Source organism: Maridesulfovibrio spiralis (SeqCode) (assembly GCF_048571135.1).
GTDB lineage: Bacteria > Desulfobacterota > Desulfovibrionia > Desulfovibrionales > Desulfovibrionaceae > Maridesulfovibrio > Maridesulfovibrio spiralis.
The window spans coordinates 2,839,337-2,855,209 of the sequence record NZ_CP182344.1 but is presented as its reverse complement, the minus strand read 5'-3'; the positions used below and the strand labels follow the sequence as shown (position 1 = coordinate 2,855,209).

General features: G+C 48.6%; 16 protein-coding genes and 1 tRNA gene. 10 read left to right on the top strand and 7 right to left on the bottom strand.

From position 1 onward, the window contains the following. Positions 1-21 precede the first annotated feature (21 nt). The 5 genes from ACNI29_RS12835 to ACNI29_RS12815 form a co-directional block, all read right to left on the bottom strand. Positions 22-849, bottom strand: coding sequence for a glycerophosphodiester phosphodiesterase (locus tag ACNI29_RS12835; protein ID WP_419778769.1), 828 nt, complete (start codon positions 847-849; stop codon positions 22-24). Between the two features lie 9 nt (positions 850-858). After that, positions 859-1,638, bottom strand: coding sequence for an amino acid ABC transporter ATP-binding protein (locus tag ACNI29_RS12830; RefSeq protein ID WP_419778768.1), 780 nt, complete (start codon positions 1,636-1,638; stop codon positions 859-861). A gap of 12 nt (positions 1,639-1,650) precedes the next feature. Beyond that, complete coding sequence (locus tag ACNI29_RS12825; RefSeq protein WP_419778767.1) at positions 1,651-2,754, bottom strand: amino acid ABC transporter permease; 1,104 nt, start codon at positions 2,752-2,754, stop codon at positions 1,651-1,653. Between the two features lie 3 nt (positions 2,755-2,757). Continuing rightward, positions 2,758-4,137, bottom strand: a complete 1,380-nt coding sequence (locus ACNI29_RS12820) for an amino acid ABC transporter permease (protein WP_419778766.1) — start codon at positions 4,135-4,137, stop codon at positions 2,758-2,760. A 248-nt stretch (positions 4,138-4,385) separates the two neighbouring features. Continuing rightward, on the bottom strand, positions 4,386-5,396 hold the full coding sequence (locus ACNI29_RS12815; RefSeq protein WP_419778765.1) for an amino acid ABC transporter substrate-binding protein: 1,011 nt from the start codon (positions 5,394-5,396) through the stop codon (positions 4,386-4,388). A gap of 77 nt (positions 5,397-5,473) precedes the next feature. Between ACNI29_RS12815 and ACNI29_RS12810 the strand changes: the two genes are divergently transcribed. After that, positions 5,474-5,611: a hypothetical protein gene (locus ACNI29_RS12810; protein ID WP_419778764.1), complete on the top strand. Its 138-nt coding sequence runs from the start codon at positions 5,474-5,476 to the stop codon at positions 5,609-5,611. A gap of 84 nt (positions 5,612-5,695) precedes the next feature. After that, on the top strand, positions 5,696-6,409 hold the full coding sequence (locus ACNI29_RS12805; RefSeq protein ID WP_419778763.1) for a GntR family transcriptional regulator: 714 nt from the start codon (positions 5,696-5,698) through the stop codon (positions 6,407-6,409). A 197-nt stretch (positions 6,410-6,606) separates the two neighbouring features. Here ACNI29_RS12805 and ACNI29_RS12800 read toward each other — a convergent pair whose 3' ends face one another. Then, positions 6,607-6,978, bottom strand: coding sequence for a hypothetical protein (locus ACNI29_RS12800; RefSeq protein ID WP_419778762.1), 372 nt, complete (start codon positions 6,976-6,978; stop codon positions 6,607-6,609). Positions 6,979-7,198: 220 nt separating this feature from the next. Between ACNI29_RS12800 and ACNI29_RS12795 the strand changes: the two genes are divergently transcribed. After that, positions 7,199-7,855, top strand: a complete 657-nt coding sequence (locus tag ACNI29_RS12795; protein WP_419778761.1) for a class I SAM-dependent DNA methyltransferase — start codon at positions 7,199-7,201, stop codon at positions 7,853-7,855. A gap of 38 nt (positions 7,856-7,893) precedes the next feature. Here ACNI29_RS12795 and ACNI29_RS12790 read toward each other — a convergent pair whose 3' ends face one another. Continuing rightward, positions 7,894-9,822, bottom strand: coding sequence for a c-type heme family protein (locus tag ACNI29_RS12790; protein WP_419778760.1), 1,929 nt, complete (start codon positions 9,820-9,822; stop codon positions 7,894-7,896). Between the two features lie 295 nt (positions 9,823-10,117). Between ACNI29_RS12790 and ACNI29_RS12785 the strand changes: the two genes are divergently transcribed. The 7 genes from ACNI29_RS12785 (at position 10,118) to ACNI29_RS12755 (ending at position 15,850) form a co-directional block, all read left to right on the top strand. Next, positions 10,118-11,563 (top strand): DegQ family serine endoprotease, encoded by a 1,446-nt coding sequence (locus ACNI29_RS12785; protein WP_419778759.1) that lies wholly within the window; start codon positions 10,118-10,120, stop codon positions 11,561-11,563. A 224-nt stretch (positions 11,564-11,787) separates the two neighbouring features. Beyond that, entirely contained in the window at positions 11,788-12,657 is an 870-nt protein-coding gene (ispE, locus tag ACNI29_RS12780; protein ID WP_419778758.1) for a 4-(cytidine 5'-diphospho)-2-C-methyl-D-erythritol kinase, read from the top strand. Between the two features lie 36 nt (positions 12,658-12,693). Beyond that, positions 12,694-12,769, top strand: a tRNA-Gln gene (locus ACNI29_RS12775). 40 nt (positions 12,770-12,809) lie between these two features. Then, positions 12,810-13,754: a ribose-phosphate diphosphokinase gene (locus ACNI29_RS12770; RefSeq protein WP_419778757.1), complete on the top strand. Its 945-nt coding sequence runs from the start codon at positions 12,810-12,812 to the stop codon at positions 13,752-13,754. A gap of 66 nt (positions 13,755-13,820) precedes the next feature. Then, positions 13,821-14,420: a 50S ribosomal protein L25 gene (locus ACNI29_RS12765; RefSeq protein WP_419778756.1), complete on the top strand. Its 600-nt coding sequence runs from the start codon at positions 13,821-13,823 to the stop codon at positions 14,418-14,420. 75 nt (positions 14,421-14,495) lie between these two features. After that, complete coding sequence (gene pth, locus ACNI29_RS12760) at positions 14,496-15,113, top strand: aminoacyl-tRNA hydrolase (RefSeq protein ID WP_419778755.1); 618 nt, start codon at positions 14,496-14,498, stop codon at positions 15,111-15,113. A gap of 221 nt (positions 15,114-15,334) precedes the next feature. Next, positions 15,335-15,850 carry a CarD family transcriptional regulator gene (locus ACNI29_RS12755; protein ID WP_419778754.1) on the top strand — a complete coding sequence of 172 codons (516 nt, stop codon included), beginning with the start codon at positions 15,335-15,337 and terminating at the stop codon, positions 15,848-15,850. The last annotated feature ends 23 nt before the right edge of the window (positions 15,851-15,873 follow it).

Genomic DNA, 15,873 nt, shown 5'->3' with positions numbered 1-15,873 from the left:
TTTTATTCTATTAAAATATAATTATGCATTCTGCGGATAATCTGTAACCAACCCGGTCACTCCCCATGCAGTCAAACGCTTCATATCTTCCACTTCATTGACTGTATACGGATTAATCGCAAATCCGGCATCACGCACGGCTTCAACTTTATCCTCAGTCAGACAGCGATAGCCGGGATGCCATGCATCTGCCTTGGCCTTACGCACAACCTCAACAGGATCATCTTCGAAGTTATGCTCCGTCAAAGCCCCGGTCAGAATGTGCGGGGCAATCTGCTTACACTCGCGCACATAATCATGGTTAAAAGATGAGACAATCACCTGATCGTCCATTTTCTGGGTGCGGATAACCTCAAACACCTTCTCCACGATATTTCCGGCAAGAGACTGGGGAACCGCCTTGCTGAGATCCTTGATTTCAACATTTACCCACATTCCAAGATCGCGGCTGAGTTCAAAGGCCGCAGCAAGCGTAGGAATGCGCAGGTCTTCAGCCAGATTTTCCGGCATCTCCCGCCACGGCTTCCGCTCATATTTTGGCGGGCAGAAACGGCGAGGGAAGATATCGGCACTGAGCTGTTTTATTTCAGCAAGGGTAAACCGCCACGGGAATGCAGGCGGATTGTCTGCAAAAACAGGATGTACAGAGGCATTGGTGGACCGCAGCAGGTTCAAGTCGTGAAGAAGAATTATCTCTCCGTCCCTGGTAATCTGGACGTCCAGTTCCCAACCGTCCGCCCCGGCCTCTTTACCCTTGCGTACGGCAGCAAGTGTATTTTCAGGTGCGAGAGAGCGGCCCCCGCGATGAGCCCAGATTAATGGGCGACTATTTATTAAAGATAGTGACATTTAAAAACCTTAATGATTCAAAATCTGCTCAAGGAACATGCGGCTGCGCTCTTCTTTAGGCGCAGTGAAAAACTCCTTAACCGGGGCGTATTCCACGATCTGGCCTTTATCCATGAAAACCATGGTATCGGCCACTTCACGGGCAAAGCCCATCTCATGGGTCACACAGATCATGGTCATACCCTGTTCTGCCAGTTCACGCATTACGTCCAGAACTTCCTTGATCATCTCCGGGTCGAGGGCTGAAGTCGGTTCATCAAAGAGCATAATCTTGGGCTGCATGGCCAATGCACGGGCAATGGCAACTCGCTGCTGCTGCCCACCGGAAAGCTGTCCGGGGAATTTATTGGCCTGCTCGGCAATACCGACTCGCTCAAGGTAGGAGTGGGCGAGATCAACAGCCTGCTTGCGGGGCATGTTGCGTACGTGAAGGGGACCGGAAATTACGTTATCAAGAATACTCATGTGCGGGAAAAGATTGAACTGCTGGAAGACCATGCCCACCTCACGGCGAACCCTTTCAATCTGCTTCACATCGTTGGTCAGCGGTGCGCCGTCCACAACGATTGCCCCTTCCTGATGTTCCTCCAGCCTGTTGATGGTCCGGATCAGGGTTGATTTACCGGACCCGGAGGGACCGCAGACAACCACCTTCTCCTTCTGGCGGATCTGGAGGTTGATATCCTTGAGCACGTGAAACTGCCCATACCATTTATTAAGTCCCTGTATATCGATCACAACCGGGCTGTCCCCCAGATGTGTTGCTGTATTTGTATGTACGGATGTCATTAAATATCTCCTCTATTTACTTGCGGAAGGCATCTTGCGTTCAAGGTATTGGCTGTAGCTGGAAAGTGCGTAGCAGAGAATCCAGTACCAGAAGGCAATGAAGACATAAGCCTCCTCCAGCCTTCCGAACCATTTGGGGTTGGAAGTGGTGGCGAAAGCAATCTGCAAAAGGTCCACCAGACCGACGATGCCCACGAGGGAAGTATCTTTCAGGATTCCGATGAAATTGTTGACCATAGGCGGAATAACAATACGCAAAGCCTGCGGCAGGATAACCACTATGGTCTTTTTCCAATAGCTCATGCCCAGCGCATCGGCCGCTTCGTACTGGCCTTTGCTGATGCCCTGCAAACCGCCACGGATATTCTCTGCAAGATAAGCCGAGAAAAACATGGTGATACCCACCAGAGCACGCAGAACCTTATCCAGCTCCATCCCCGAAGGCAGGAACAAGGGCAGGACCACCGAGGCCATGAACAGGATGGTGATCAGCGGCACACCACGAATAAGCTCAATGTAGGCCACGCAGAAAGGCTTGGCGATGGGCATGTCCGAAGTACGTCCGAGAGCAAGCAAAACACTGATGGGGAATGCGGCCAGCATGGCGACAATGGAAAGCATGATGGTCAGCATCAAACCGCCCCAGTAATGAGTTCCCACTACGGGCAGTCCGGTGAATCCACCACCGTAAACCAGTGCGAAAACCACAATAGGAGAGCCGAACCACAAAAACCTGATCCATTTACTGCGCCGGAAGGCCGGAACCAGACTCAGACTGACCAGAACCACCACAATGCACAAGGCAATCAACGGACGCCAGCGTTCTTCCGCCGGGTAAACCCCGGTCATGAACACGGGCCACATATCACGGATAAATCCCCATGCCGCCCCGCTATGCTGCTTGGCAAGCTCAGGATCAAGGGTGATTGAGGCATTGGTTACCGCCCACTCCCAGAAAGGAGCAACAGCCGACCAGATGGCCCAGCAGGAAACAATTGTCAGCAACGCATTATACCAGGGGTAAAGCAGGTTCTTGCGCACCCAGCCGATCACGCCCACCTGAGTCACCGGGGGCTGTCTGTCAGGAATATTTTTGACTGGAATATTCTGGGCCATTGTTTACCTCTCCACCAACGCAACTTTGCTATTGTAAATATTCATTCCAAAAGAAATGAGCAGGGAAATGCACAGATAGACACCCATCCAGATACCCACAATCTCCACGGCCTGACCGGACTGGTTCAGGATTGTTCCACCGACACTGACGAATTCGGGATAGCCGATGGCAACGGCCAGCGAACTGTTCTTGGCAATAGCCAGATATTCACTGGTCATGGGCGGAACGATAACCCGCATGGCCTGCGGCAGAATGACAATGCGCATTACCTGACGTTCATTCATGGCCAAGGCGCGTGCGGCCTCACGCTGTCCTTTGGAAACCGCTTCTATACCGGAACGGATGATCTCGGCGTTGAATGCGGAAACGTAGACAGTCAACCCGAGCACCAATGCTGTGAATTCCGGGGTCAGCCCGGTCCCGCCCTTGAAGTTGAATCCTTTGAGAACCGGAAAATCGAGAGTGAAAGGCTGCCCGCCTGCAAACCACGCCAGCGCGGGCAGAGCGATCAACACTCCGAATGCAGGAAAAAGGATTTTAACGGGGACACCTGTCTCATCAAGAATGCGCTTGGCACGCCTGTGCAGAACCCAAATTGTAGCCAGAGCTATGACAATGGCAGCGCAAAAAATCCATGCGCCTTGTTGGGGAACCAGAGAGGGAAGGTAAAGCCCGCGCTTATTGATAATCAGCCAGCCGCCGATATCAATGGACTTGCGCACATTGGGCAACTGCTGCAGAACGATAAAGTACCAGAAAAACAATTGCAGCAGCACAGGCAGGTTGCGGTTAAGTTCCACAAACCAGCGACAAATATTGGAAAGCAGCCAGTTCGGTGAAAGACGGCCCAACGCCACCAGCAGACCGAGCACGGTTGAAGCCACACAACCGATGACCGTCACCTTCAAAGTATTACCAAGCCCGGTCAAAAGGGCCATGAGGTAGCTTGAAGATTCGGTGTAGTGCGCAATTTCAACACTGTCCCGAAAAACATATAAAGTCAGCATTGGCAGACCGATGCTGAACAGCAGACAGACCGAGAGCCACTTGCTGTTCATGGGACGCCCGGACTTACTCTTCAAATGCCGGGAAATGAGCTGGGATATAGCTAGACCGGCTACAAGACTGAGCAAGAACCAGAGCAATCCGCCCTGCGGGAGAGGGATTCCAGTAACTTCACCGATGCGGAATCCGGCCTCGTTAGCCAGAAAACCGAAACCGGAACTGATACCCCGAGTTTCCAGATTGACCAGCGTATTATGATAAACAGACACAGCCAGCCAGAGAAAACCTCCAAGCATACAAAGCTGAAATGTCCAGGCCCTTCCCTGCGGACTACGCCAGAAAGGAACCTTTTCCTGCGGTGCTAAACGTTCGGACATAAATAAACCCTATTAGATTTATACTAGGCGAAGCCCTAACAAAAGGTTTTGAGAATTCTTGCATTAGCTCTTAGGCGAGCGGTTTTCCGCAAGTCTTAGAGAGAACGACAGCGTAACAAACCCTTTTTCAAAAGGGTTTAAGCCGCCGGAGGCAAAATATATTCATCAAAAAGCGCAAAGCGCATCATAACACAAAACAAAAAAAGCGCCGGGAAAATTCCCGGCGCAAATACTTTAATAATCTCGGCCTAGCGGAAAGGCGGAGCGTAGATAAGGCCGCCTTCGGTCCACTGCTTGTTGAGTCCACGATTCATGCGCAGGGGAGTTTTGGGACCAAGGTTGCGGTCGAAGATTTCGCCGTAGTTACCAACGGTTTTGATGATACGTACGGGAGCACCTTTATCGAGACCGAGGTCAGTCCAGAGAGTGCCGGTTTTACCGAGCATGCGCTGAACTTCGGGATCTTTGCTCTTGGCGTACATCTCTTCAACGTTAGCCTGAGTGATGCCTTTTTCTTCAGCAGCCATGGTCAGCCAGATGGTCCAGCGGACAATATCAGTCCACTGGTCGTCGCCGTGGCGTACAACAGGACCGAGGGGTTCCTTGGAGATAACCTCTTCAAGAATCAGGTGATCTGCAGGGTTCTTCATCAGAGAACGCTGAGCTGCAAGACCGGAAACGTCGGTGGTGTGCACATCGCAACGACCGGTATCGTATGCTTTACGCACATCAGGCTGCTTATCGAAAACAACCGGGGTAAAGCTCATACCGTTTTTGCGGAAAAAGTCGGAAATATTAAGCTCGGTGGTAGAGCCGGTCTGCAGACATACGGTTGCGCCGTCCAGATCCTTGGCATCTTTGATACCCAGTTCTTTGCGGACCATCATGCCCTGACCATCATAAAGAGTTGTTACAGTGAAATCGAGACCGAGTTTGACGTCACGGCTCATGGTGTGAGTAGTTGTTCTGGAAAGCAGATCAATTTCACCTGACTGCAACGCGGGCAGACGCTCTTTGGAAGTGAGCGGGGTGTATTTGATTTCAGGAACATTGACCGCAGCAGCAACTGCACGAATGAAGTCAACATCAAAACCAACACGCTGACCGTTGCTGTCCAATGCGGAAAAGCCCGGGTTTTCAATGTGGGTTCCTGCTTTAAGAAAACCGTCTTTCTTGACGTTTTCCAAAGTTCCGGCCTGTGCGATAGACGCCACAGCCACAATCAGCAGACAAATGAAAGAAGTACGAAATTTAGCCATTAAACTACCTCCACCCTCATAACTTTCACAGCGCACTTGCGAGGGAATTTCATTCCGTATGGCAAAACACATACGATATGCGCTGCATAGATACTCCTGCCACGGAAATCATCATTTCCGCAACCGAAGTCAGCCACTACTGTATCATTCACTGTACTTGGCCCTTCTACACTGAAGCCGAACACTTCTCAACTGGTTTAAACCAGATTAATTAAAAAAAGTTACTTTTTGGTGATGACTCTGTTTAAATCCTGTGTCAGAAAGAAAGACTTAACAATCAAATCACTTATTTATCACTCATGGAAAAATCACATTATTACATAATAGTACAAGATTTAATACTGAAACGCATGGTTAATGGAGAGCTGAAACCAGGCGATAAACTCCCTTCAGAACGCGCACTTTGTGCTGAACTTTCTCTGAACAGGAATACTATCCGCCATGCTCTGCTCAAACTGCAGCGTGATGGAAAAATTTTCAGGCTGGAAAGAAAAGGCTGGTACGTGAACCCGATCCGCATGGTCTATAACCCTGCAAACCACGTAAACTTTGCCCAGCTGGCAGCTTCACAGGGCCGTAAAGCCGAATGGACCACGGAGGACAACGGCATCATTACCATTGAAGACGACATGGAGACTTATACGGATGAAGGATTTAAGGCCGGAACCGAAGTTTATTCCATGGGCAATACGTTTTTCATCGATGGACAAAAAGTAGCCCGGACCTTGAATTATATTAATGTGGAGAAGCTGGAAGGAATTGTGCCCAAGACAACTGAACGGGCCATGACTCAGGTTGTTGAGCAGGATTACGGGCTGCGCCTTGTACAGCGGAACCTGCTGATCAGGCCCCTGCTCCTGCCCCGTGATGTAACCTCAAAGCTTGGCATCTCCCACGGATCACCCGGGATATACGTCCGCCGTATCAAAACCGACGGCCACGAGACAGTTCTGACCGTGGAACATGAATACTGGCGTTTCGACGCCATTGAACTGCGCGTGGACCAGACATAATTTCACTTATATAGAGACGAAAATGCCCGCAATTTAGTACTAAATTGCGGGCATTTTTTAATTGATAGCAATCACAAGAAAAATTTAGTTTAGAAATAAAAACAGGATTCATGACGATTATCCCATATTAAGATACGCAGCCCCACTCTATCTATCAAATATGAAATTCTGCATCCATGTCACAACATTACTTATCATTAACCTGCAACATGTTCTTCCATAACTGCAACCAACTGTCCGGTCTTCTCCGCTTCAACGCTCATGCCCATTTCAGTAAATCCTCGCAGGGCTTCACGAACAACAGCGAGTCCGTCCTCACGGTTACCGGAAACAAAAAGGAGCTGCCCCAAAAGTTCTCCTGCAAAACAATGCCCTTTGGACTCACCAATTTGCTGAAATCTGGAATACGCTTCCATGAGCATGAGTAATGCCTGCTCCTGATTCCCTTCGGCAATCTCAAGTTTGGCAATTTCATAAAGTACTTCGGCCTTCCCTTTGGAATCACCGCTTTTTTCATATTCTGCGAGCGTTTTCTCCAGCTCGGCTCTAATGGATTCTGACTGGTCCATATATTCTCCTGAAAAAGTGAGTTTAAAAGCAATTTTAAATGAATCGGTAAATTATTAATGTCCACAGCAAAGGTCAAGGCTTTCGCATAATAGAATCAAAGCATCCTGCCCCACATATATCTTTAGCAACAATCGTAATTGGCTAAAATTTAATAAAAACGGGGCAGATTTATTTTCACCAGCCACTTAAGATACTCGCCATTTAACGACTATAAATCCCATGGAAAGAACAATGCAGAGCAGAATTAAAGTAAGAAAGGCATTTACAGGGGAACATGCACTTCAGTATGACCGCAAATCATCGGAAGCCAACTGGCTTGACCCCGATATCATCTTCGGGCTGGCTTTCCGATATGTAAGCAAAGGCGATAGCATTCTGGATCTTGGCATCGGCTCCGGACTGGCTTCAGTTTTATTTTACCAGTCCGGCCTGCAAGTGCATGGCTTGGATTTTTCCAGCGAGATGCTGGCCGTATGTGAAAAGAAAAATTTTGCCTGCAGCCTTCGAGAGCATGATCTCGGCCTAGCCCCGTATCCATTCAAGGATTCATCTATAAATCATGCAGTATGCACAGGTGTGACCCATATCTTCGAAGATTTGGACACGATCTTCTCTGAGACAGGCAGAATACTAAAGCAAGACGGGACATTCGGTTTTGTAGTGGCAGATGGGGATGTTCTTGAACCGGACACGCAGGCTTTATCCTGCCAGAAAAATAAAAACTCCAGAGTTAGATTTCACCGTCATTCGCAAGCCACACTCAATGAATTATACCACAAAAACGGTTTCGAACAGCTCAACAGCCTGAGCTTCACATCATCAGCAATAGGCCGGATGAAAAGAACATTCAAAGCCTGCATTGTACGCAAAAAATAAAAAAAGGGCGGCAAATTGCCGCCCCAGATCTACTTATTTTATTCTCTGACCAATGGAATTTTAATCACAAATCTGGCGCCTGCCCCCGGTTCTGATTCAACTGTCATGCTGCCGGAATGCTGGTCGGTAATAATGAAATATGAAACAGATAGCCCCAGCCCGGTCCCTTTCCCAACACCTTTAGTTGTGTAAAAAGGTTCGAATATTCTCATTTTGGTATCTTCGTCCATACCCGGACCGTTATCTTCAATCTCAATCACCGCCATCCCATCTTGCGCATAGATCCGGCAATAAAAACAAGGCTTGCCTTCTACATATTCCTTTTCAGTCATTGCTTCTGCACCGTTCGTCAAAAGATTCAGCAAAACCTGCTGAATTTCATTTCCGGCACAGCGCACCCGCGGCATATCGGGATCGAATTCCCTGACAATTTTAATCTGCCGGAAATCATAAAATTTCTTCAGATTATAGTCATTGGCAGCAAGATCGAGCGTTTTGTTCATTAGCGAAGTCAGATCATAAAACTCTTTATGTTTATCACTCTTTCGACTGAAACTGAGCATATTGTTTACAATGGAAGCCGCCCGCTTGCCGCTCTCCTGAATAGAATCAAGCATTCGGCCGACCTTCCTCTTGTGCAAATATTCCTGCACCCCTTCCAGTGAAACACCGCATTCCAGCGCAACCTTACGGTTGGACTCCATATTACTGAAAACACGATTTTTGATATTAAAGGCACTGCCGAGAATTCCGGCCAGCGGGTTATTAACCTCATGGGCCATGCCCGCGGCTAGTCCACCGACTGACATCATTTTTTCAGACTGCACCAGCACCTGCTCAAGGTTCACGCGCCCGGTTACATCATCGATGCGGATAACCGCACCCTCAACGCCGTTAGCAATCAATGGATAAACTGTAATATCTTCATAATGAACTTCACCATTCTCTTTGCGCATATACTTCGCTTCGCTTTGCACAGTGCGTGATTTCACAGCTTCACGCACCCGCTCCATTTCACGTGCCAGCCTTGGGGCTACCAACTCGATCCTCTTGCCGATTGCTTCTTCTTTGGCAACCCCGAAATCACTTCCAGCCTTGATGTTCCATTGAGTAATTACACCCTCAGGAGTCACCCCGATAATATCCGAGGGCATGGAATCAATCATATTTGATAGGTAGTTCTGCAGCTTCTTAACTTCATTTTCAGCCTGGGTGCGCACCATCACTTCCTGCTCCAGACTCTCCGTCCTTATGTGGACCGCGCTCCTCAACTTCGCACTCAACATAAGCAGGCCCGCAATGACCGCAAAACCGGAAAAAATCGACCCTGCAATAATCTTAATGTCTGAAAATTCTTTAGAAATAGGAGCACGGATAGAAATAATAGCCCGAATTATTCCAATCTCTTCATCATAGCCCCCGGCATCTTTATACTTTTCACGCAACATAACCGGAGCTTCTTCACGCTTGCCATGACAAACGAGACAACCCTTGTCATTCTCCAGAAAAGGCACGGCAACATACAGATATTGCTTGCCGTCGATGGTGACAATATCGCGGTACTCATTCTTGTTACGATCTTTATTGAACATATTTATCAAATCACACTCAAGAGGATCGGCTTTGTTCACGATATTCCGGGGATTATTGGCTGCCATTTTGTAGTAAACCTCATCTTCGCCGGCAGCACCCTTTTCCTGATTATAAAACCCATGCAGATTACGAATTATGAACGAAGATGAAAAAAGTTCCGGGGCATAGAATTCCTTCTTTATAAAACTGCTGTTCTGGTAACCGTATAGCGCCGGATGCATAATTTTTTGCACGTAATGGTGCATACCTTTATGGACAAGCAAGATTTCTTTGATCTTGTCCTCGGCTTTGCTGACAACGTAATGGCGCACAGAAGAAAAGAGCAGCCCACCCACGAATAGGCTGACAACCACAAAAACAATTGCAATTTTCACACAACGTTTCTTAGCACCTATGCGTATGTAATCATGAAAAAAACTCATCGCACCCTAAATTTAAATATAAAATTAAGACAAAAGCATAAAACTAATAATACAACCTTGTTAATAACTACCCACTTTTTGACCTTAATGTCCAGAGCAAGCCGTTACTTATGGTTTAACACTTCCCGGATAAAACCGCATATCCCTGTTTATAATCTAACGGACACTATTTACTTTTGAAAAAAGGATACTATACTCAAGAAATGCCGCCTATCCCGTTTTCCGGGCGGCTTCACGAGGAGGTTACATGAAACTTAAACGCTACATTGGATTACTTGCTCTCATCACTGTACTCGTACTACCCGTTTACGCCCAGGCAGCAGGCTTACCCTCATTCGCCGAACTGGCTAAGAAATGCGGCCCTGCCGTAGTTAACATCAACACCGTGAAGATGGTCGAAGTGGGAAATCCCATGGAAGACTTTTTCAAATTCCACGGTAAAGGTGGTAACAACCCTTTTGAACAGTTCTTCAAAGAATTCAACAAAAGGGGCGGAAACGGACAGCAACCCAAGCAGAAACGCAAAACCGGCTCTCTGGGATCCGGATTCATCATCTCCAAAGACGGTTACGTGGTCACCAATAACCATGTTGTCGCCTCTGCGGATGAAATCACGGTCAAACTCCAGAATGACGGCCATGAATATCCGGCTAAAATCATCGGCAGGGACAAGGAAACCGACCTTGCATTGCTGAAGATTGAAGTAAAAAAGGACCTGCCCTACCTTGATTTCGCCAATTCCGAAAAGGCGGAAGTAGGCGAATGGGTGCTGGCTATCGGCAACCCCTTCGGTCTGGGACACACCGTAACTAAAGGAATTATCAGCGCTAAAGGCCGCATCATCGGTGCAGGCCCCTTTGATAACTTTATCCAGACCGATGCCAGCATCAACCCCGGTAACTCCGGCGGTCCGCTCATCGATCTCAAAGGACGTGTTATCGGTATCAACACCGCTATCATCGCCAGTGGTCAGGGAATCGGCTTTGCTATTCCCAGCAACATGGCTAAAAACGTCATCTCCCAGCTCAAGACTGACCACAAAGTCAGCCGCGGCTGGCTGGGTGTAACCATTCAGGACACTGATGCCAAAACAGCCAAGGCCCTCGGACTGCAGGATAAAACCGGCGCACTGGTCAATTCCGTCAATCCCGGTGACCCCGCAGACAAAGGCGGCATGAAAGTCGGTGATGTCATCCTCAAAATTGATGGTGATAAAGTGGATGACACCAACGACCTGCTGCGCACCATCGCGTCCATGCCTCCGGGCAAGTCCGTAAACGTAAAAGTATGGCGCAAAGGCCGCGAAAAGAACCTGCGCATCGTACTCGGCGAACGTAACAGCAAAAATGTTGTTGCTGAAGCTGAAAAGATGTCCCCGAAAGCTGCTGAGGAAAACCTCGACGATCTCGGACTGGTTGTCCGCCGGGTCAACCGTAAGCCTGAAGCGGAATCTCTGGGACTGGACAGACCCGAAGGACTGCTGGTTATCGAAGTTATGCAGGGAACCCCGGCTGAAGATGCCGCGATTGCAGTTGGTGACGTTATTTTGGAAGCGAACCAGCACAAGGTTAACTCCATTGACGATCTCCAGAAAATAATCAACACCGAAGGCAAAAAACGCGGACTGGTCATGTTGCTCATGAAGCGTCAGGGACACAACATATTCCGCACCATCGAACTGGAAGACAAATAGTATTACTACCGGTTGTTGACTCTTGAATGATTCCCCCCGCCCGGACTTGCGTCCCGGCGGGGGGTTGCCTTCTGCGGCCCTGCCGGGGCCTTAAACCCTTTTAAAAAAGGGTTCAGAATCCCGAAATTTTTTGTTAAGACTTCACCACTCTGTTTATAAATTACCGTGAAATTGAAGGCCTTGCGGGCTTCCTTAGTCGGACTCTTTAGGGTAAAAGCATCGTCATGACGAAAACAACTCTCATCGCCCCGGCAAAGGTTAACCTTTACTTGAAAATTGTTGGTAAAAGGGAAGACGGCTATCATGAGCTGGATACCCTCTTCCACACCTACCCGGCTCTCGCCGATACTCTCGAAGTTACCGAGACCGGAGAAGGCTGCACAATCCATTGTGAGCAATTCGACCTCCCTGCGGAAGATAATCTTATATATAAAGCGTGGGATAAATATGCTGAAGCAACCGGATTCCGTCCCGGACTGCATATTGAATTAACAAAACGCACTCCTACCGGAGCCGGGCTGGGCGGCGGCAGTTCCGATGCCGCATCTATGCTCCGTTTCCTCAATGAACACCCCGACAGTCCGGGCCTTGAACACGATAGGCTGAATGCTCTTGCTGCGGGTCTTGGTGCGGATGTTCCCTTCTTTTTGCTGGACGGTCCGGCATGGGCAAAAGGAATTGGTGAAATTTTATCGCCCTGTGAGGTTGACCTTTTGGGCCTGACTGCGTTATTAGCCTGCCCGGACGTGCACGTGAACACCGTCTGGGCTTACAAGGCATGGTCAAACCGAGACCAATCAGCAAATTTGAAAAAATCTTGCAACTTTCCCTTGACAACATCAGCCTGCGGTAATAACACAACGGCCTCCAAAACAAGGGTAATTTTATTCAACGACTTTGAAGAAGTTGTCCTTCCCGAATTTCCCAAAATCAGGGAGACGAAGGAATATTTGTTGAAAAACGGAGCCTGCGGAGCTGTCATGAGTGGAAGCGGGGCAAGCGTGATTTCTTTCTTCAAAGAAAGAGATGTTGCTGAAAAAACGGCAACTGGCTTAAAATCGATGAATGTCGACTCTGTTATTCACACGTTTTGAAAAATTTAATATAGTAAATATTTGCATAATCTGTGCAGGGATGTCGCCAAGTTGGTAAGGCACGTGGTTTTGGTCCACGCATTCGAGGGTTCAAGTCCTTCCATCCCTGCCAAATTTATTTCTCTTCCCGAGAGGTCAAGTTGGAGACCGACATGAACGGTGAACTCAAGATTATCAGCGGCTCGTCAAATCTGGCGCTTTCAGAAGCAATCTGTGACCATCTCGGCAGCACACTTACTCCCTGCCTGCGTGAAAAATTCAGTGATGGTGAAATTCGAATCGAGATTCAGGACAACGTACGCGGCTGCGATGTTTTCGTAGTCCAGTCTACATGTGATCCCGTGAACTTTCACTTCATGGAACTATGCCTCATGCTGGACGCCCTGAAAAGAGCAAGTGCCCGCCGGGTAACCGCTGTTGTTCCCTACTATGGATACGCAAGGCAGGACCGCAAGGTTTCCCCCCGCGCACCCATCAGCGCAAAACTCTGCGCCGACTGCCTGACAGTTGCAGGCATGCAGCGTCTGGTTACCATCGACCTGCACGCAGGCCAGATTCAAGGTTTCTTCAACCTCCCGGTAGACAATATTTATGCAGCTCCCGTCCTGCTGGACGAACTGCGCACCCGTGACGATGATATGGTTATGGTTTCCCCTGATGCAGGTGGAACCGAGCGCGCCAGAGCATACGCCAAGCGCCTGAACGCCGGTCTGGCAATCGTGGACAAACGCCGCGACGCCCCCAACCAGGCAAAAGCCATGCACGTTATCGGTGAAGTAAAAGATAAAGTCTGCGTGGTCATGGATGACATGATCGACACCGCAGGCACTATGTGCCAGGCAGCCAAAGTCCTCATGGACCACGGCGCAAAAGACGTAATCGCCTGCGCAACCCACCCGGTCCTTTCCGGTCCGGCAATCGACAGGCTGTCAGCAGCACCTTTCTCAGAGGTAATTGTAACCGACACCCTGCCTGTCCCCGAACATAAGCTCGCTAACTGTAACGGTAAAATTAAAGTTAAATCCGTTGCCGGAATTCTCGCCAAATGCATTCACAACGTGCACTCCGAGTCCTCCGTAAGCGTACTGTTCGTATAAATACGCCTATTCCCACCCTCTGTCGGTCTTTTTGAGCGGCAGCAGGTTAACCATAAGGAGAAAATAATGTCTGAAAAAGTAACCTTCAAAGCTGAAGTGCGTACCAAAACCGGTAAATCCGCAAACCGTCAGCTTCGCAATCAGGGTATGGTTCCCGTTGTCTTCTATTCTCAGGAAGGCGAGAACCTGATCCTTTCCGTTAACGAAAATGATTTCCTCAAAATGTACCGCAAGGTTGGAACTACTCGTGTCTTCAGCCTTGACGTTGATGGAAAAACTTACGACACCCTGATTTGGAAGGTGCAGATGGACCCTGTTCGTCCCCGCCCCAATCACATTGACTTTCTCGGTATATCCGAAGGCCGTCCCCTCAAAGTAGACGTACCCGTCGTTACCGAAGGAACTGCTCCCGGTGTTAAACTCGGTGGTCGTATGGCTATCTACCGCGAGAAACTGACTGTTGCTTGCACCGCAGCTACCCTTCCTGCTGAAATCGTTGTTAACATCGACAGCATGGAAGTTGGCGACACTGTATTCGTTAACGAAATCGACCTCGGTGAAGGCGCTGCTGTACAGTTCGACAGCAACTTTGCTCTCGTTCGCTGTGCCGCTGGCCGCGGTTCTGCTAAGGGCGAAGATGGCGAAGATGAAGCGGCAGACGAATAGGTCGCTAATAGTATATTCATTTTCGGGCCCCGGTTTATCCGGGGCCTTTGCCGTTTGTTACGCAGGAACATTACCATGGAATACAAAGCACTTATAGTAGGACTGGGTAACCCCGGACCGCAATACGCCAAGACCAGACACAACATAGGTTTCATGGCTGTTGACGCTTTGGCTGAAATGGCGGCATCCCGCAAAAGCATGCGTTTCAAAAAAATGGGGATATCCGGAGACTTCGAGCTTTTCAGCTTAAATCTGGCTGGAAACAGTGTGCTGGTAATCAAACCGCTGACCTACATGAACCTCAGCGGCAAGGCTGTTGCAGCCATCTGCGGAAAATTCTCCATTGCGGTATCAGATGTGTACGTTATCCATGATGAGCTTGACCTTCCCTGTGGAAGAATGAAGTTCAAAAAAGGTGGCGGAAACAATGGTCACCGCGGCCTTGAATCAATTCAGGAAAAAATGGGTTCCCCGAATTTCTTCAGGATCAGAGTCGGCATCGGCCGCCCTGAATTTTCTTCGCAGGTCAAAGATTATGTGCTTGAAGAATTCAACACACAGGAACTCGAGATAGCGGTAAAGATGTCACAAGCCGCCATCAAAGGCCTTAACCTCCATTTCAGAAGAGGCCAGAGCACGGCCACCCAATTCATGAACAGCTTTGTTCCTGATCTTCCTGAAACCGAACCGTAGACTATTTTTCACATTTCGGTTATATTAATTTTTCGCAGCAATTCCCTCTGCTGTAAATTTCAACAGAATCAGAGGGGACAAAGAAATGGGAAGGGGTCCGCAAACCTGTTTTTCAGCTAGTCCTGAATTCCACAAAATCGCGCCGCCACAAGCCGGGATTACCCCGCAAAACATCACTGAACTTCCCAAAGCATTTCTTTTGTAAGTCCAAGGAGCCATGAGTGTTTGAGCTAGAACAGCTGGTTGTCTACCCTTCACAGGGAGTAGGCAAAGTAGAACGTATTGAAAGTCAGGAAATCGGCGGATCCACCGCTGAATTTTATATTGTCCGCATCTTAAGCAACAATGTAACGCTCATGGTTCCGGTCATGAACGCACACAATGTAGGCCTTCGAGCCGTTTGCGACAAGAACGCGGGTTTAAGCATTTTCGAATGCCTGAAGGACAGGTCAGACTTTACCGGCTACACAGGCCAAAACTGGAACAGGCGCTACCGCGAATACTCCGAAAAACTCAAAAGCGGCGACCTGCAGGACGTTGCTTACGTTTTAAAAGAACTTTTCCTCATCGGACGTGATAAAGAACTCTCCTTTGGTGAACGCCGTCTTCTGGAACAGGCAATGGGACTGGTTTCCATGGAACTCTCCTTTGCTCTCGACCTTGACCAGGAAGAAATCAAAGATGAGATCAATGCATTATTCAGCGACGTTCTTGAAAAACAGGAAGAGGAATCCTAAAAATTCTGATCAAACGACTTGTC